The sequence below is a fragment of the Cobetia sp. genome, from assembly GCF_983723665.1.
On record NZ_CFDJES010000029.1, the window covers coordinates 9056 to 26672 of the forward strand.

The following is a 17617-nucleotide window of genomic DNA, read 5'->3' on the forward strand; positions in this document are numbered from 1 at the left end:
CCGCCAGGACCACCGCCACCGCCCATCATGCCGGACATGCCACGCATCATCTTCTGCATGCCACCTTTCTTGCCGGCCTTCTTCATCATCTTGGCCATCTGCTTGTGCTGCTTGAGCAGACGGTTGAGGTCCGGCACCTGGGTACCGGAGCCCATGCAGATGCGGCGCTTGCGCGACCCATTGATGAGGTCGGGGTTGCGGCGCTCCTTGGGCGTCATGGAGTTGATCATCGCCTCGAGCTTGCCCAACTCCTTCTCGCTGGCCTGGCTCTGGGCGACTTCCGCCAGCTGACCCATGCCCGGCAGCTTGGACATCAGACTGCCCATGCCACCCATGTTCTTGAGCTGCTGGAGCTGGTCACGGAAGTCCTCGAGATCGAAGCCTTCGCCTTTCTTGACCTTGCTGGCCAGCTGCTCGGCCTTGCTCTTGTCGACGGTGCGCTCGGCTTCCTCGATCAGCGACAGCATGTCGCCCATGCCGAGGATGCGCGAGGCGATCCGGTCCGGGTGGAAGGGTTCGAGGGCGTCGACCTTCTCCCCCATGCCCATGAACTTGATCGGCTTGCCGGTGATGTGACGCACGGACAGGGCCGCACCGCCACGCGCATCACCGTCGGCCTTGGTCAGCACGACACCGGTCAGCGGCAAGGCTTCATGGAAGGCCTTGGCGGTGTTGGCGGCATCCTGACCGGTCATCGCATCGACGACGAACAGCGTCTCGTCGGGATTGACGCTGCGGTGCAGGGCGGCGATCTCGTCCATCATGTCGGCATCGACATGCAGGCGACCGGCGGTATCGACCAGCACCACGTCGTGGAACTGGATACGCGCGTGCTTCATCGCCGCTTCGGCGATGGCCACCGGCTGCTGGGAGGAGTCGGAGGGGAAGAAATCGACCCCGACTTCCTTGGCCAGCGTTTCCAGCTGGTCGATGGCGGCCGGGCGATAGACGTCGGCCGAGACCACCAGCACCTTCTTCTTCTCGCGCTCGCGCAGGTAGCGTGCCAGCTTGGCGACGGTGGTCGTCTTGCCCGCACCCTGCAGGCCTGCCATCAGAATGACGGCCGGACTGCCCTTGAGCGTCAGACCTTCATTGGCTTCGCCCATGATCGCTTCCAGCTCCTGCTGGACGATCTTGACGAACTGCTGGCCCGGCGACAGGCTCTTGGACACTTCCTGACCGACGGCACGTTCGCGCACTCGCTCGATGAAGGCCTTGACCACCGGCAGCGCGACATCGGCTTCAAGCAACGCCTTGCGCACTTCGCGCAGGGTGTCCTTGATGTTGTCTTCCGTCAGCTTGGCCTGGCCGGTAATCGACTTCAGCGTATGCGACAGGCGATCACTCAAACTTTGAAACATGGGCCTCTCCGGCTAGGGACGTCTGGGGTCCGCGCTGCGGGGACGAGGGCGTAAGCCACCTCGTGACCGGCGCACGGCATGACGCCCCAGCGCGTGAATGGTTATCCTGTCGCGCATTATACGCACAGGGCGGCCGTGTCTCCATGCATGCAAGACTTGCAAGTCGCCATCCTGGCGATGACATGCATGAAGGAAGCAGCGCCGACAATCGTCATGCAATGCGGAGTCTGTCGCCGCGCAGGCCTCATCGCCCGTCAGAGCACGCGACAGGACACCGCGAGTGGATGCAATCCCGGCGGCGCATTCGGTATAGTCTCTGCAGATAGACAGTGCCTCATGCGAGGCCTGATCTCCCGCTACCCTCCGGCACCTGGACAACAGCACATGCAGGCTCTGCCTTTTGCCTTTCTGGCCATCATCTTCTATCTCGGCGCCGGCCTCTGGCAGGGCCTTACCCTGACACGCCGCGTCCCGGCACGCACGCGTCTGGTGCGCAGTCTGGCGCTGATCGCCGTCGCCTGCCATGCCGTCATCGTCTGGGTCACGCTCAACCACGGTGGCGCGCTGCACCTCGGACTGTTCGAGAGCGCTTCGCTTGTCAGCTGGGCCATCTGCCTGCTGTTGGTCATCGCCAGCCTGTTCAAGCCGGTGATCGCCGGGGGCGCGGCGCTGTTCCCGGTCGCCGCCGCCTGCGTGCTCGGCGTGATGAATCTGCCGAGCGCCACCACCGAGAACCCGCTCTCCCCCGGTCTGGTCGCCCACATCTTCACCTCGGTGGCGGCGTTGGCCTTCTTCAGCATCGCCGCCATGCAGGCCGGACTGCTGTCGCTGCAACAGCACGCGCTCAAGAAGCGCCATACCCGCGGCATCGTCCAGGTGCTGCCGGCACTGACCAGCATGGAACGCGCGCTGTTCGAGCTGATCTGGGCCGGCATGATCCTGCTCAGCGTGTCGATCATCAGCGGCACCATCTATCTGGACAACATGTTCGCCCAGCATCTGGCTCACAAGACGGTGCTCAGCCTCGGCGCCTGGATCATCTTCGCCGTGCTGCTGTTCGGGCATCACGTACTGGGCTGGCGCGGCCAGCGTGCCGCCCGCTGGACACTGGGCGGCTGCCTGGTACTGGCGCTGGCCTTCTTCGGCACCAAGTTCGTGCTGCAAGTGGTATTTTCCCACTAAGCCCTGCCACCCCGACAGAGATCGCTCGCTGCGCCTGATGCATTGCAGCGAGCGTGTCAGTATCATGCGCCTAAATCCGCCACCGAGGACCCTTCACTCTTGAGCGACGACACCCCGTTGGGGCTGCTGTTCGGCCTACTGGTCATCCTGATCATCCTGTCTGCCTTCTTCTCGAGTTCCGAGACCGGCATGATGTCGATCAACCGCTACCGTCTCAGTCACCGCGCCAAGGGCGGTGAGCGCGGCGCCAAGCGTGTTACCCGCCTGCTTTCCCGTCCGGACCGCCTGATCGGCGTCATCCTGATCGGCAACAACTTCGTCAACAACCTGGCCGCCTCGCTGGCGACCATCATCGCGATCCATTACTTCGGTGATGTCTCGGGTCCGGCCGTCTCGACCGCCGTGCTGACCATCGTGGTGCTGATCTTTGCCGAAGTGACGCCCAAGACCATGGCCGCCGTGAATCCGGAGCGCATCGCCTATCCGGCCTCGCTGGTGCTGGAACCGTTGCTCAAGCTGCTCTACCCGCTGGTCTGGCTGGTCAATGGCATCTCCAATGGCCTGCTGCGCCTGTTCGGCGTGCGCGATGTCAGCGGCGGCGCCGACAGCCTGACCCGTGACGAGCTGCGCACCGTGGTCCACGAAGCCGGCAGCATGATCCCGCGTCGCCACCAGGGCATGCTGCTGTCGATTCTCGATCTCGAGAACGTCACCGTCGATGACATCATGGTGCCGCGTCAGGAGATCTTCGGCATCGACCTGGACGATGACCTCGACATCATCCTCAGCCATATCCGCGCCAGTCAGCACACGCGGGTGCCGGTCTACAAGGGTGACATCAACAACATCATCGGCATCCTGCACCTGCGCAACGCGGCACGCTTCCTGTCACTGGACGAGGTCACCAAGGCCTCCATCATCCAGGAAGCCCGCGAGCCCTACTTCATCCCGGAATCCACGCCGCTGCATACCCAGCTGCTCAACTTCCAGAAGCAGAAGCGCCGCATCGGCATCGTGGTCGACGAGTATGGCGATGTGCAGGGGCTGGCGACGCTGGAGGACATCCTCGAGGAGATCGTCGGCGAGTTCACCACCGATGTCGCCGGTACGCATCAGGAGATCCACCCGCAGGACAACGGCAGCTACGTGATCGAAGGCACCGCCAACATCCGCGAGATCAACAAGGCCATCGGCTGGCAGCTGCCGACTGACGGCCCCAAGACGCTCAACGGCCTGATTCTGGAACATCTGGAATCCTTCCCGGATGCCCCGGCCAGTCTCGCCATCGGCACCACGCGCATCGAGATCCAGCAGGTGAAGGACAACCAGATCACCTCGGCACGCTGCTGGCAGGCGGCTCGCACCACACGCAGCTGACGCGCCACCCGCATTGCCACGCAGCACGGCACTCTCGACGACAGGCCCGCCAATTGGCGGGCCTGTCGCGTCTGGGGCACGGCAACTCGCCCAGGTGCTCATTTGCAGGTACTCATTTGCAGGTGCTCAGACACAGCTGCTCAGGTGCAAGAACCAGCTGCAATACGGTGTTGCAGATCACGACACGCAAGCGGCCCGAACCCACGCTATGCTGTGCGCGTTCGCGCTGCCCGCCAGCGCCAGACGTCACGGACCTGCGCCAGAGCAGGCTGACTCACCGCTCCCCCTGCAATGCCCCACAACCTTCGAATGGCCCTCATGACTTCAGCTTCCGCCCCAACGGCGTCCCCCGCCCTGCATCGACAACCTCACTTCACCGTGCTGCTGGCCCTGATGGTGGCGCTCGCCCCGCTATCGATGGATGCCTTCCTGCCCGCCATCCCCGCCATGGCCGCGGAATTCGGTGTCGATCACTCCCGCCTCGGCCTGACCATCACCTTCTTCCTGGCCGGCTACGCCTTCGGTCAGCTGAGTGGTGGCCCGCTGTCGGACAGCCTGGGCCGTCGCCCGATCGCGCTGGGCGGCATCGTGCTGTTCTTGATCGCGAGCCTCGGCTGCGCCATGACGCATAGCCTGGAATGGCTGATGGTCTTCCGTGTCCTGCAGGGGATCGCGACCGGCATGACCGGCGGCGTCTCTCGCACCGTGGTGCGCGATGTCGCGACCGGCAAGGACGCCGCACGCCTGATGACCAACGTCATGATGGTGCTGATGGCAGCCCCGCTGGTCGCCCCCAGCCTCGGCGCCCTCATCCTGGCACTGAGCACCTGGCAGATGGTCTTCATCGGCCTGGCCGTCTATGGCGTGATCGCCGGAGTCGCCATTCGCCAATGGCTGCCGGAGACCCTGCCTGCCTGCGAGCGTTCACCGCTCAGCCTGCGCGGCGCATTGGCCAGCTATCGCACGGTACTGACCACGCGCGGCGTCCCCGGGCACCTGATGCTGCTGCTGTGCGGACCCGGCATCATGTTCACCTTCCTGACCAACGCGAGCTATCTCTATCAGGGCGTGCTGGGGCTGAACTCCGGTGAGTTCGCGCTGGCCTTCGGCGCCAATGTCGGCGCGATGCTGATCGGCAACCGCCTCAACCACTTCGGCCTCAAGCATCTGCGCACGCGCAAGCTGGTTCAGGTGGCGCTGTGCATGCAGGGGATCGGCATCACCTGGCTGATCTCGCTGGTCATCACCGACAACGTCCAGGTCGCCACCCTGATTCCGGGCATCCTGTTCGTGCTGGGCGCCGGCGGCATGATCACGCCCAACGTGATGGCCGACTACCAGTCGCTGTTCGCACGTGGCCATGGTGCCGCCAATGCCATCTCCGGCACGGTGCTGTATCTCGGCGGCGGCCTCTATGGCGCCCTGGCCAGCCTGTGGCTGAGCGGCGATGACATGCTGGCGGTGCCGCTGGTCATGCTGGGCGCCTGGGCCATCGGTGGCTTCGGCTTCTGGGTCACGCGCCACACCGCTCCCTCCGAGCAGTCCAGCGACTGACGCGACGCCGCGCTCACCACCAGTGGCCATCCGCTGGTCGCCAGAACGTGAAATGCCGCCCCTGCCTGACGATCGTGTCGGCATGGGCGGCATTTTCATGCAGCACTGAAAAAAGTGAGCGGCTAGCGGGAGCGCGCCAGGCGTGTCGCCTTGCGATGCAGATCACGCACCGCCTCTTCGAGTTCCACCGCCTTGGTGCCGACAGGGTCGAAGGTACGCCCGACACACAGCTCTACGCGCCCGCGCAGGCGCCGCGGAAACTTGGCGAAGGCAGGCCCGCCGCCGTGGGAGAACCAGGAGCCCCACAGGCCACCCAGCGCCATCGGAATCACCGGCACCGGGTCACGCGCCAGAATCAACTCCAGCCCGCGCCGGAAGCGCCCGACCTCACCGTCGCGCGTCAGCTTGCCCTCGGGGAAGATCATCACGACCTCTCCCTCGCGCAGCGCCTTGCCGACTTCCTCCAGCGAGCGGCGCACCCCTGCCGGGTCCTTGCGCGAGGAGTCCACCGGAATCGCCCCGGCGATGCGGAAGAACCACTTCAGCCACGGCGAGTGATATATCTCGGCATCCATCAGGAAACGCAGCGGGCGCGGACTGGCCCCGCCCAGAATCAGCGCATCCATGAAGCTGACGTGATTGCACACCACCAGCGCCGCCCCTTCCGCCGGTATCCGCCAGCGCCCCTTGAGGTGCAGGCGATACATCAGGTGGATGAGGATGAAGATATTGAGGCGCAGGAAGGGCCGCGGGTCACGCAGCATGCAGACCACCGCGATCAGCCCGCTGATCAGGGACAGCAGCAGCAGGAAGTCCGGAATATCGCGCCCCATCACGCCCAGCACCAGAATGCCGGCACCGGCCGACAGCACCATCAGCAGGGCATTGAGCACGTTGTTGGCGGCGATCATGCGCGCGCGGTGATCTTCAGGACTGCGAATCTGCAGCAGGGTATAAAGCGGCACGATATAGAGGCCGCCGCCGAAGCCGATGACACCGAGATCCAGCCACATGCGCCAGAAACCGGCGATGCCCAGCAGCTCGATCAGCGGTGTGGCCATCTGCGCCTCGGCCAGTGCCGGGCGCAGGGCAAGATCCAGCCCGCCAGCGAAGATGATCAGCGCGCCGAAGGGCACCAGCCCCGTCTCGAGACGCCCGCGCGAGACACGTTCACAGGCCAGCGACCCCAGCCCGATGCCGATGGCGAAGGCCGCCAGCAAGGCAGAGGTCGCCCCTTCGGCCCCATGCACGATATCGCGCGCATAGGCCGGCAATTGCGTCAGATAGCTGGCGCCGAGGAACCAGAAGGCACTGATGCCCAGCAGCGCCCAGCGTAGCCGGCGGTTGCTCAGCCCTTCACGCATCACCGCGATGCTGCCGGAGAGAGGCCGCCACGGCACAGGGCCGGGCGAAGCGGAGGGTGCCGGCGGAATCTTGCCGGCCGCCATCACGCCTAGAAGAGACAGGGAGACCAGCGATGCGGACAGCGCCCAGCGTGCCAGCTCGCCGCCCAGCGCCATCAAGGCCGCGGCGGCAAGGGTACCGATCAGGATGGCGAGGAAGGTGCCCAGCTCGACCCAGGCATTGCCGCTGACCAGCTCATCCGGCTTGAGGTGCTGGGGCAGGATGGCGTACTTGACCGGGCCGAAGAGCGCCGACTGGGTGCCCATCATGAACAGCAGCGCCAGCAGCAACTCCCAGGCCTCGAAGATCAAGGCGCCGGCCGCCACGCTCATGGTGGCCAGCTCCAGCCACTTGAGCCGCACGATCAGGCGCTGCTTGTCGAGGCGGTCAGCCAACAGGCCGCCCCAGGCGGAGAACAGCAGAAAAGGCAGGATGAACAGACCGGCCGCCAGGTTGTTGACGATGCCGGTGTCCCAGCCCCGCTGCTCGATGACCACGAAGGTCATCAGCAGCAGCAAGGCGTTCTTGAACAGATTGTCATTGAAGGCCCCGAGGGCCTGGGTCCAGAAGAAGGGCGCAAAACGGGGTCGCCGGAGCAGTTCTCGACTCATTTGCCAGCTTCCGTGGCATCCCCCGCACACGCAGCCTCGCTGCGCACCTTGAGCCCCGCCAACATGGTGTCCAGCAACTGATCGAGCAGCTCCGTCACTTCCAGTGGCTGCCCCTGCCAGAGTCCCAGACGCTCGTTCATGCCCAGCTGCACCAGACCGTGCACGCTACCCCACAGCGTGCGCGCCATGCGCTTGGCCTCGACGGACTCGACGCGTGGGGCGTACTCGACCAAGGCCCCCTCCACACGTTCGAACAGCCCTTCGATCATCGCGTTCTGACGCTGGTCCAGCTCCCCTTCCTGCGCAAGCGGGAAGTCGAACAGCAGCTGCCAGCGGTAAGGGTCGCGCTGGGCGAAGCCCCAGTAGGCGCGCGCCAGGGCCTTGAGGCGTTCCGAAGGACTCGGCGTCTCCTGTCCGGCTATCGCATCGCGCAGCCTGTCCAGCGTCGCCAGATTGACGTGCTGGAGCAGGTTGCCGAAGCTGCCATAAAGCTTGAGCAGGGTGCTGGGCGCACAACCGACTTCGCGAGCCAGGTTGCGCAGAGACAGGGCGTGAACGGGCTGCTCTTTGAGCCATTCATCGCAGGTCTCCATTACCCGCGCATGCAGCGCTTCCGGTGCATGCTGACGTGGACGGGCCATCGAATTCCTCTGATGCTTGAGATGCGTTACCGCGTAGCGAATCTGACGCGGTGTGTGTTCGGACAGCACGGGTGGGCAAAGGGTTGCGACGCCTTGCGGGCATCTCTTGGAGCACCCCGTATCGGTCATTGAATCGAACAGTGTTTCCGTCCAGCATATCGAGACTGAGCACAAACGCAAGCACCACCAAGGTGTGGCATGCTGGCATCCGTGGCGTGCAGCGCGATCCACACCCCATCTCAGGCAGCAGCTGCCGCTGCATGTTCCCTTCGCCTCATCGCCTCAAAGGATTCTCGTGGCCGGTCGTCTGTATATCCCCCCCTACCCCGCTGACCTGCCCCCCGACGAGCTGTTCGGGTCGCTGGCGACTCCCGCGCTCGAACGCCAGTTGCGCAGCGAACTGCTGGTCAGCGCCAATCGCGCCCCGCGCATGCCCGCCTCGATGCTGCGCATGGAAGGCCCCCGCCTGCGCCTGGTGCCGGCACTCTGGGGCCTGACTCCCAGTTGGCTGGAGATCATGGACCACGCCCCGCACGTGGCGCGGGCAGAGTCGCTGGAAACGCGACGCATGTTCCGCGAGTCGTTCATCAGCCAGCGGGCACTGATCCCCGTCGGCGGTGTCTATGTGTGGAAGGAACAACCGCGCATGAAGCAGCCGTTTCTGGTCACGCACCCGACCCGCGCCCCGCTGTTGCTGGCCGCCCTGTGGACGCGCCACTTCAGCGCCCCCCTGATGGAGGGGCTGCCCCCCGAGGGGCGCGACAGCTTCGCGCTGATCAGTGTCGAGTGTGCCGGGGTCACGTCACGCCTGACCGATCGCATGCCCGCCGTGATTGCGCCGCATCAGGTACGCGACTGGCTGAATGCCGAGACGCCGCTGGAGACGGTACGCAGCATGCTGACACCGAACGCCAGCCTGGCCGCCTTCCCGGTCGCACGCCTCGTCAACGACCCCGAGCATCAGGAGTGGAGCGTCGCGCACCCCACCGGCCCGATGCTGACCTGAATCCGCCTGCGCCGACGGCACGTATCGAGGATGGCGGCACTGCATCGCTCTACCGCCTCGCGCGCATGTTCGCCCAATGAGAACCATCACCGAGTCAGCGCCACCTGCCCGAGCAGCGGTGGCATGAATCAGGAGAGAAGATGTCACTGCCTTCAGGATTTCGCCCTCTTGCACTGAGCACGGCCATTGCCGCCATCGTCATGAGTGGCCTGGCGCCGGCCATCAGCCATGCCGATACCCGCCCGGCTTCCGCGCCCGCGTCGTCCCTCGCGCCGGCCGCCAACTCCGCCTCAAGCACGGCGCCCGCCAGAGCCGAGCAGGCCAGTCCCGTCATCAAGAGCGAGAACGACCAGCGACTTTATCGCAGCCTGACCCTCGACAACGGCCTCAAGGTCCTGCTGGTCAGTGATGCCAAGGCCGACAAGGCCGCCGCCGCCGTCGATGTCGAAGTCGGCAGCGCCCAGGACCCCGACGATGTCCCGGGGCTGGCACACTTCCTGGAGCACATGCTGTTCCTCGGCACCGATCGTTATCCGAAGCCGGATGCCTACCAGGACTTCATCACCAAGCATGGCGGCCAGCACAACGCCTTCACCGCCAGCCAGGACACCAACTACTTCTTCGACATCGACCCGGATGCCTTCGATGAGGCGCTGCCGCGCTTTGCACGCTTCTTCGTCGCGCCGCAGTTCAATGCCGACTACGTGGATCGCGAGCGCCATGCGGTCAATTCCGAATATCAGGCGCGCCTGCAGGACGATGGCCGGCGTATCTACGAGGCTGTCGAAGCGGCCCTCAACCCGGAACACCCCTTCAACCGCTTCAGTGTCGGCAGCCTCGAGACCCTCAAGGACACAGAGGCCGGCAGCCTGCGCCAGCGTCTGGTCGACTTCTATCAGGCCCACTACGGCGCCAACGTGATGCGCCTGTCACTGGTCGGGCCGCAGTCATTGGAAACGCTCGAACAGCTGGCCCGTGACAACTTCAGTGATGTGCCCGACCGCGGGCTGTCGCGCCCCGAGATCACCACGCCCCTGGCCAGCGGTGACGAGCTACCGGCACGCCTTGAGGTCAAGGCGCTCAAGCAGGAGCGCAAGCTGTCGTTCATGTTCCCCATCGACGACCCGATTGCCCACTACCGCTCACAGCCGGTCAGCTACCTGGCCAACCTGATCGGTCATGAGGGCGAAGGCAGTCTGCTGGCGGTGCTAAAGGACAAGGGCTGGGCAGATGGCCTCTCGGCCGGCGACGGCCTCAGTGATGGCGAGCATGCCCTGCTCAGCGTCGACATCAGCCTGACCCCGGAAGGCGCGCAGCATCAGGCGGAGATCCGTGCCGCGCTGTTCGACTACCTGGCGCTGATCCGCGATGAGGGCATCAACGACTGGCGCTATACCGAACAGGCGCAGCTGGGCGAGCAGAGCTTCCGCTTCCAGCAGCGCAGCTCGCCGGTCAATCTGGCCAGCAATCTGGCGATGATGATGACGCGCTACCCGATCGAGGACGTGCTGGCGGCACCCTACCTGATGCAGGACTTCGACCCGGACCTGATCAAGGACACCCTCGCTCGTCTGACACCCGACAACCTGCTGGAGGTCTACTCCGGCCCGCAGGTGGAGGGGGATCAGCAGGGCGAGTGGTTCAAGGCGCCCTACACCCTGACGCGCCTGACGGCGGATGCCGCTGCTCAGACCGCCGGCGACGACACCCTGGCCAGCCAGCTGGCGCTGCCCAGGCCCAACCCCTATCTGGCCAAGGACTTCCGCGTACTCGACCTGGCCGACGCCAAGCCGAGCCAGTTGATCGATGAGCCCGGTGCCGAGCTCTGGTATCAGGGCGATGCAAGCTTCGGCGTGCCGAAGGCCGAATGGCGCTTCGGTCTGCTCAATCCCGACGTCAGTCGCTCGGTGGATGACCAGGCCATGAGTCAGGTGCTGGCGGCGTGGCTGAATGACAGCCTCAACGCGCGTCTGTATCCGGCACGTCTGGCGGGGCAGGATGCGCTGGTCTATGCCCATGGGCGTGGCATCACCCTACAGTTCAGTGGCTGGCGTGATGGTCAGCAGCCGGAAATGCGTGAAGTGCTCGACCAGCTGGTGAACGGCGAGATGGCCCCCGCCACCCTGGAGCGCATCACTCAACGCCTGCGTCGCAGCCTGCAGAACCGCGTTCAGGCACCGCTCTACACGCGCCTGGGCCGCAGCCTCAGTGAAACGCTGGTCGGCCTGCCGAGCACCGCCGAGCAACAACTGGCGGCCCTGGACAAGATCGACGCCCAGTCACTGGACAGCTTCCGCAAGCGCTTCCTTGCCAAGCTGCACGTGCAGGCGATGGTGACCGGCAACCTGACCGCCGACCAGGCCCGCGAGACCGGTCAGCTGGTGATCAACGGCCTTGCGCCGCGCATCACGCGCGAGGCGGTGCCAGACCTGGAAGTGCGTCAGGTCACCCAGCACACGGTACTGCGCCCGGACAGCACACGCGGCGATGCCGGCGCCCTGCGCTACCTGCAGGGCAAGGACCGTACGCTGCAGTCCCAGGCACGCATCGCGGTGCTGGGCCAGCTGCTCGAAGCGCCCTTCTACAGCCAGCTGCGCACCGAGGAGCAACTCGGCTATATCGTCTCCGCACGCTATTCGCCCATGCTGGATGCGCCGGGGTTGAGCCTGCTGGTGCAGTCGCCGTCCAAGGACAGCAAGACGCTGTTTTCGCGCATGGATGCCTTCCTCACCCGCTTCGACAGCCGCGTAAAGTCGCTGGATGAGGCCGCGCTTGCCAGCTACCGCGACGCCGTCGTCGACAGCCTGACCCAGAAGCCCCGCAAACTGTCCGAGCTGGCAGCGCGCAACTGGAGCGAGCTGAGCTTCGGCTGGACAGGCTTTGACCGCCGCCAGCAACTGGTCGCGGCCGTCGAGCAGGTCAGCGCGCAGGATATCCGCGCCATCTGGCAGCAGCTGAATGCCTCCAGCGCGCTGGAACTGGCCTTCGACCCCGGCACGCCCAGCGACTTCGACCAGCGCCTTACCGAACTGGACCTGCCGCCGCTGCCCGAGGCGCCGCGCGCCGAGACAGGCGCGACCCTGGCGGCACCCTCAGCCGAGGCCAGCGGCAATGCTCAGCATTGAGTCTCGCCGGCCCGCCAGCGGCTTGACGGGCAAACAAGGCACCTGTCCTCACCGGACGGGCGTCTGAAACGACAAGACCCCGACGAGGTGCAGTTCAATAACCGCGTCGGGGTCTTGTTCATTCATGCCTTGCCGGCAAGCACAGCGGGCCGGCTAGCCCGTCATCAGCCGAAGGCCTGCGGCGGCATGATGCCTTCCACGTACATCGCCAGTTCTTCGAGAATCTGCACGCGGTCCGGGTCCTGTTCGCTCTGGGCCAGCCGCTGGATCTCGCTGACGAAGCCCTTCACGGTCAGGCTCGCGACCTGCTCATCGTTCATGCGCTCCCAGCGCCACTGCTCCCAGCGTTCGCGCTCGGCGGAATTGAGCGTGTAGCCGTAGCTGCGCGCACGATAGCGGAACAGCATCTCCTCGAGTCGGCCATCCTGGAAGGCGAACGGCGTATCGTCGAGCGCCTCGGGATGGGTGGCGCGCACACGCTCCATCTCCTTGCGGTCCGCGGGCGAGAAGAAGCCACCGGAATAGAGCATCAAGTCCGGATCAGCCGGGCCGGCCGGCGGCGCCTCGGCGAATACCTGCGCCACCTTCACGCCGACACCGGCGTTGTCCTTCAGCCACTTCCAGTGCACGCGACACTGGGCGGGGTCGATCTTGAAGCGCGCGGCGATCTCGCCGTACTCGCCCTCATGCGTCCCGGACACATCCTTGAGCGCATTGGCCGGCAGCAGCACCGGACTCTTGTTGAGATGGATGACCTTGAGCGGAATCCGCTCCTCGCCTTCCGCGAGGTCATCGGCACTAGCGAAGACGCGAGCACGAATCTCTTCCGGTGACAGCTCCATCAACGGTGCCGGGTCGACCGAGAGGTCATAGACGATCACGCCATTGGCATTCGAAGGATGCTCCGCCAGCGGCACCACCAGCGCGCCACAGGCCCGCGAGGCCGGATAGCGACGCGAGATGTGCAGCATCGGCTTGCGTGCGCCGATATCCAGCAGGCTGGCGACATGGCGCTTGTTGCGCAGCTTGAGCAGGTAATCGAACAGCCGCGCATTGCGCGACTTGAGCAGGCGTGCCAGCGCGATGGTGGCGCGCACATCCACCAGCGCGTCATGCGCGCCGGCGTGCTCGATGCCATTGGCCGCCGTCAGGTGCTCCAGACGGAAGCTGGGCGCACCATCTTCTCGTTTGGGCCATTCGATGCCCTCCGGGCGCAGGGCATGGAAGGCGCGCACGACATCGATCAGGTCCCAGCGCGAATTGCCGTTCTGCCACTCACGCCCGTAGGGGTCGAGGAAGTTGCGGTAGAACAGATGACGGCTGACTTCATCATCGAAGCGCAGGCTGTTGTAGCCCAGCGTGCAGGTCCCCGGCACGCTCATCTCGTCATTGATGCGCCCGGCGAACTCGGCCTCGGGAATGCCGCGACGCTCGGCCTGCTGCGGGGTGATGCCGGTGATCAGACACGCCATCGGCTGGGGCAGGAAGTCATCGGCCGGCTTGCAATAGAGGGTCAGCGGCTCGCCGATCTCATTGAAGTCAGCATCGGTACGGATGGCCGCGAACTGCGAAGGACGGTCACGGCGCGGGTCGGCGCCGAAGGTCTCGTAGTCGTGCCACAGGAAGGTGGGCTCTGCCACAGGATGTCTCCACGCGGGCGGTCGAAAAATGAACGTGCCAGAGCACCGTCTCCAGCAAGGCTGGCACGGTGCTCTGGCAGGCAATGGGCATTGGCTGGGGCGGGACGTCGCAGGCGCTGCCCGCTCGGCAACGCCTCAGGTGGCAAGCACCCGACGCCCCGCGAACTCAGGCCTCGCCGGGGCGCGGCAGAGTGACGTTGAGTTCCAGCACCGAGCAGTCGTCTTCGCGGTCCAGCGAGATGTTGATGGCATCCTGGTCGACCTGCACATACTTGCGAATCACCTCGAGCAGCTCACGCTCCAGCATCGGCATGTAATCCGGCTGGTCACGCTGGCTACGCTGGTGCGCGACGATGATCTGCAGCCGCTCCTTGGCGACATTGGCGGTCTTCTTGCGCTCTCGCTTCAGAAAATCCAGTAATTTCACTTGCGCCCCCCTCCAAACATTCTGGCCAGCAGACCGCGCTTCTCGACTTCATGGAAACGCAGCTGCACTTCCTCGCCCAACAGGCGGGACACGCAATCCACGTACGCCTGGCCGGCATCGCTCTTCTGGTCATGCGTGACCGGCACACCCTGGTTGGACGCGCGCAGCACGGCGTCGGATTCCGGAATCAGGCCGATCAGCGGGATCGACAGGATTTCCTGGATATCGGTCAAGTTGAGCATGTCACCGCCGGTGACGCGCGCCGGATGGTAACGGGTGATCAGCAGGTGTTCACGCACCGGGGTGTCGCCATTCTCGGCGCGACGCGTCTTGGAAGACAGCAGGCCGATGATGCGGTCGGAGTCACGTACCGAGCTGACTTCCGGGTTGGTCACCACCACGGCCTCGTCAGCGAAGTACATCGCCAGCTGGGCACCGCGCTCGATACCGGCCGGCGAGTCACAGATGACGTAATCGAACTCCTCGCGCAGCGCGTCGAGCACCTTCTCGACGCCTTCCAGCGTCAGCGCGTCCTTGTCACGGGTCTGGGAGGCCGGAAGGATGTGCAGGTTGTCGATGCGCTTGTCGCGGATCAGGGCCTGCTTGAGATTGGCTTCGCCCTGGATGACGTTGACCAGGTCATAGACCACACGGCGTTCGCAGCCCATGATCAGGTCCAGGTTACGCAGGCCCACATCGAAATCGATCACTACGGTCTTGTTGCCGCGCAAAGCCAGTCCGGTGGCAATGGCGGCGGCGCTGGTCGTCTTGCCGACTCCGCCCTTGCCTGACGTCACTACGATAATCTTGGCCAAAGGTATCTTCCTTGCTGAGAGTCCCTCGCCGAGCGAGGATCACCTGTAAATATTGGATATCGTTCAGAACACAGTGCTGGGGTCAGCCGAGTCGTGCGATACAGAGTTGGTCGTGTTCAAGCACGACTTCGACATTGGCACCCAGCAGGCGATTGTCGATGTCATCGAGTCGCTTGTAGGTTCCGGCCACCGAGAGCAGCTCGGCGTGCAGTTCCTTGCAGTAGATGCTGGCGTTGCGATCGCCATGGATACCCGCCAGCGCGCGGCCACGCAGAGCGCCATAGATATGCACGCTGCCGGCGGCCAGGATCTCGGCGCCGGCATTCACCGCGCCGATGATGACCAGGTCGCCCTCCGGTGCGCTGACCTGCTGGCCCGAGCGCACCGTGCCGCGATACACCTTGCTGGCGTGGGCTGGCTCCGCTTTCTCGGCCGCGCTGTCCGCGACTGTCTCGGCAGGTTCGGCGACCGGCTCAGCGGCCACCGGCGGCACGGACTCGAGGGAGCGCCCGCGATTCTCCTGCGGCGGGAACCACCCCAGCCCCAACGCCCAGGCGGACTGACGCACCGGGTCTCCACCGCCACGCACCGCGACCGGCAGCAGCTTGTGGCCACGGCAGACGGCACAGATGCGCTCCAGCGCCAGATGCGGCTCGTCGAGCTTCTCGACGCTCAGCACCACCGGCGTATGTTGAAAGAAGGCCGGCGACTGGCTGAGCTTGCTGGCCAGCTGAGCACGGATCTGCTCCGGATCACCGCTGACCAGCTCCATGACCGTCATCGGCAGCATGCCGCCCTTGAAGGTGAAGGCCTGAGGGGCCCTGTCCGTACTGAGACTCATGACCTGACTCCGGTTGCGTAAGGAGTGTCGAAGCCCTCCGACACTCTTGATGATGCACGTGCTGTTCACGGCATCCTCAAGGCGACCCTCGATTGGAAAGGCCACCTGAATAACATAGCTCGCCGTCGCACACGGCACAGCGACTGCTTGATAGGCGCCGAGCATGAATGACAGACACTGAATGGCATAGCGGTAACGTACAAAACTATGTGAGCGAACACAGTGCTGCAACTGATGATACGGCCAGCAGCAGGCACTGTCAGGTGTCGCGAGCCTACGACGTGGCTCCCTTGCCGACCTGTCACCCGCCGCCGGTCGCCCTGCACGCCGCCGCGCGCGTGCAATAAGGCACATCGATCGACATGCGATACCACACAACGGGGGGCTGTGACTGGTAAGATAGCGGGGTGACGAAATTCATGCGCCGTCACTCCGCCCACTCCGTCGTGCCCACCCGATTGCACCCGCCGAGTGTGCGGCCAATTGTTGCGCCCCTCTATTTTTTGCCTGGATAACCGCTCTCTCATGACCGGACTGCTCTCCCGCCTCACTGGCCGCCTGTTCACTCCTCGCTGGCAACACGCCAACCCTGCCATTCGCTCCGCTGCCACTGACCAGCTTGATCCGGAGATTCCAGACCAGCGCAAGATCCTGGAGACCCTGATTCTCGAAGATGACGCCCTGGAAGTGCGCCATGCCGCCCTGACGCGCATGCAATCTCCCGAGCGTCTGCTGCCACTGCTCGACCGCGCCGATGGCCTGGTACGCGAGCGCCTGATCGAACTGTTGAGCGGCGGCCAGGATGCGCCCTCACTGTTGAGCCGTGAACAGCTGGTCGAGCGCCTGGACGATAGCGAACTGCTGTCCGCCGTGGCGTCCCGCGGCGACAACCAGCAACTGCGTCTGACCGCACTGAGCCGTCTGGAAGATGAAGAGGCGCTGATCCATCAGGCCTGCCACAACACCATCGCCGCCGTGCGCCATGCCGCTGCCGCCCGCATCACCAGCCAGGCCGGCCTCGAGCGTCTGGTGCGCGATGCCAAGCGAGACCGTTACGTGCAGCGTCAGGCGCGCGACACCCTCGCCCAGCGCCGCGCCGATGCCCAGCAGGCCGACGCACTGGCCGCCAGCCGCGACAACCTGCTGCGCCAGATGGAGAAGCTGCCGCGTCAGGCGTGGGAAGACAGCGTGCCCTCGCGTTACCGCTCGCTGCTGCGCGAGTGGGAGCGTCTGCCGGCCGCGGACTACGAGATTCAACAGCGCTTCGAAGAGGCGCGCCAGCAGGCGCACAAGGTCATCAGCGACCATGAGGCCCGCGAGGAAGCCATTCGCGCCCATGAGCGCCTGAGCGCCAACCTCAACACGCACCTGGAAGAGATTCTCAGCGCCGTGGATCAGGCGCGGGAAGACCTCTACAGCCGCGACTGCGTCAATGACCACGACTTCGCCAGCCTGCAGGCCCAACGCCGTCTGCAGGGAGAACGCTGGAGCGAGTTGACCGACCAGTTCTCTGCCCCGGCCGAACTGCTCGAACGTCAGCAGCGCCTGCAACAGCAGCTTCAGGATGCCCTCGATGCTTGGCATCGCCATCAGCTGTGCCAGGGCGAGCTGGATGCCGCGCTGGTCGACAATG

12 protein-coding genes and 1 pseudogene are annotated in these 17617 nt (G+C 65.0%); 6 read left to right on the forward strand and 7 right to left on the reverse strand.

Annotated elements, in window-relative coordinates; all coding sequences use genetic code 11:
- The coding region (ffh, locus tag AC4FAH_RS04875) for a signal recognition particle protein (RefSeq protein ID WP_490245726.1) at positions 1 to 1361 on the reverse strand (1361 nt) is incomplete at its 3' end.
- A 384-nt stretch (positions 1362 to 1745) separates the two neighbouring features.
- Here ffh and AC4FAH_RS04880 point away from each other — a divergent pair.
- From AC4FAH_RS04880 to AC4FAH_RS04890, 3 genes are all read left to right on the forward strand, one after another.
- On the forward strand, positions 1746 to 2543 hold the full coding sequence (locus AC4FAH_RS04880; RefSeq protein ID WP_043336454.1) for a cytochrome C assembly family protein: 798 nt from the start codon (positions 1746 to 1748) through the stop codon (positions 2541 to 2543).
- 99 nt (positions 2544 to 2642) lie between these two features.
- A complete protein-coding gene (locus AC4FAH_RS04885) occupies positions 2643 to 3920 on the forward strand; it encodes an HlyC/CorC family transporter (RefSeq protein WP_043336457.1) in 1278 nt (425 codons plus the stop codon).
- A 318-nt stretch (positions 3921 to 4238) separates the two neighbouring features.
- Entirely contained in the window at positions 4239 to 5474 is a 1236-nt protein-coding gene (locus AC4FAH_RS04890) for a multidrug effflux MFS transporter (RefSeq protein WP_490245727.1), read from the forward strand.
- Positions 5475 to 5596: 122 nt separating this feature from the next.
- On the opposite strand, the gene AC4FAH_RS04895 is transcribed toward AC4FAH_RS04890, so the two are convergent.
- Positions 5597 to 7489, reverse strand: coding sequence for an MFS transporter (locus tag AC4FAH_RS04895; protein WP_192839485.1), 1893 nt, complete (start codon positions 7487 to 7489; stop codon positions 5597 to 5599).
- Entirely contained in the window at positions 7486 to 8130 is a 645-nt protein-coding gene (locus AC4FAH_RS04900; protein WP_043336466.1) for a TetR/AcrR family transcriptional regulator, read from the reverse strand. Before AC4FAH_RS04900 ends, AC4FAH_RS04895 begins: the two co-directional genes overlap by 4 nt.
- 295 nt (positions 8131 to 8425) lie before the next feature.
- On the opposite strand from AC4FAH_RS04900, the gene AC4FAH_RS04905 reads away from it, so the two are divergent.
- Together AC4FAH_RS04905 and AC4FAH_RS04910 are read left to right on the forward strand one after the other, a co-directional pair.
- Positions 8426 to 9136 (forward strand): SOS response-associated peptidase, encoded by a 711-nt coding sequence (locus AC4FAH_RS04905; RefSeq protein WP_084589627.1) that lies wholly within the window; start codon positions 8426 to 8428, stop codon positions 9134 to 9136.
- 140 nt (positions 9137 to 9276) lie between these two features.
- A complete protein-coding gene (locus AC4FAH_RS04910; RefSeq protein WP_490245728.1) occupies positions 9277 to 12261 on the forward strand; it encodes an insulinase family protein in 2985 nt (994 codons plus the stop codon).
- Positions 12262 to 12425: 164 nt separating this feature from the next.
- On the opposite strand, the gene sbcB is transcribed toward AC4FAH_RS04910, so the two are convergent.
- The 4 genes from sbcB to minC all read right to left on the reverse strand — a co-directional run bounded on the left by sbcB (position 12426) and on the right by minC (position 15984).
- On the reverse strand, positions 12426 to 13901 hold the full coding sequence (sbcB, locus tag AC4FAH_RS04915) for an exodeoxyribonuclease I (RefSeq protein WP_225347371.1): 1476 nt from the start codon (positions 13899 to 13901) through the stop codon (positions 12426 to 12428).
- Positions 13902 to 14067: 166 nt separating this feature from the next.
- Positions 14068 to 14328 (reverse strand): cell division topological specificity factor MinE, encoded by a 261-nt coding sequence (gene minE, locus AC4FAH_RS04920; protein WP_043336475.1) that lies wholly within the window; start codon positions 14326 to 14328, stop codon positions 14068 to 14070.
- On the reverse strand, positions 14325 to 15143 hold the full coding sequence (minD, locus tag AC4FAH_RS04925; RefSeq protein ID WP_054557277.1) for a septum site-determining protein MinD: 819 nt from the start codon (positions 15141 to 15143) through the stop codon (positions 14325 to 14327). The genes minE and minD overlap by 4 nt, the downstream gene beginning before the upstream one ends.
- An 82-nt stretch (positions 15144 to 15225) precedes the next feature.
- On the reverse strand, positions 15226 to 15984 hold the full coding sequence (gene minC, locus AC4FAH_RS04930) for a septum site-determining protein MinC (protein ID WP_107335876.1): 759 nt from the start codon (positions 15982 to 15984) through the stop codon (positions 15226 to 15228).
- A gap of 525 nt (positions 15985 to 16509) precedes the next feature.
- On the opposite strand from minC, the pseudogene AC4FAH_RS04935 reads away from it, so the two are divergent.
- A pseudogene (locus AC4FAH_RS04935) lies at positions 16510 to 17617 on the forward strand (DUF349 domain-containing protein); the annotation flags it as partial.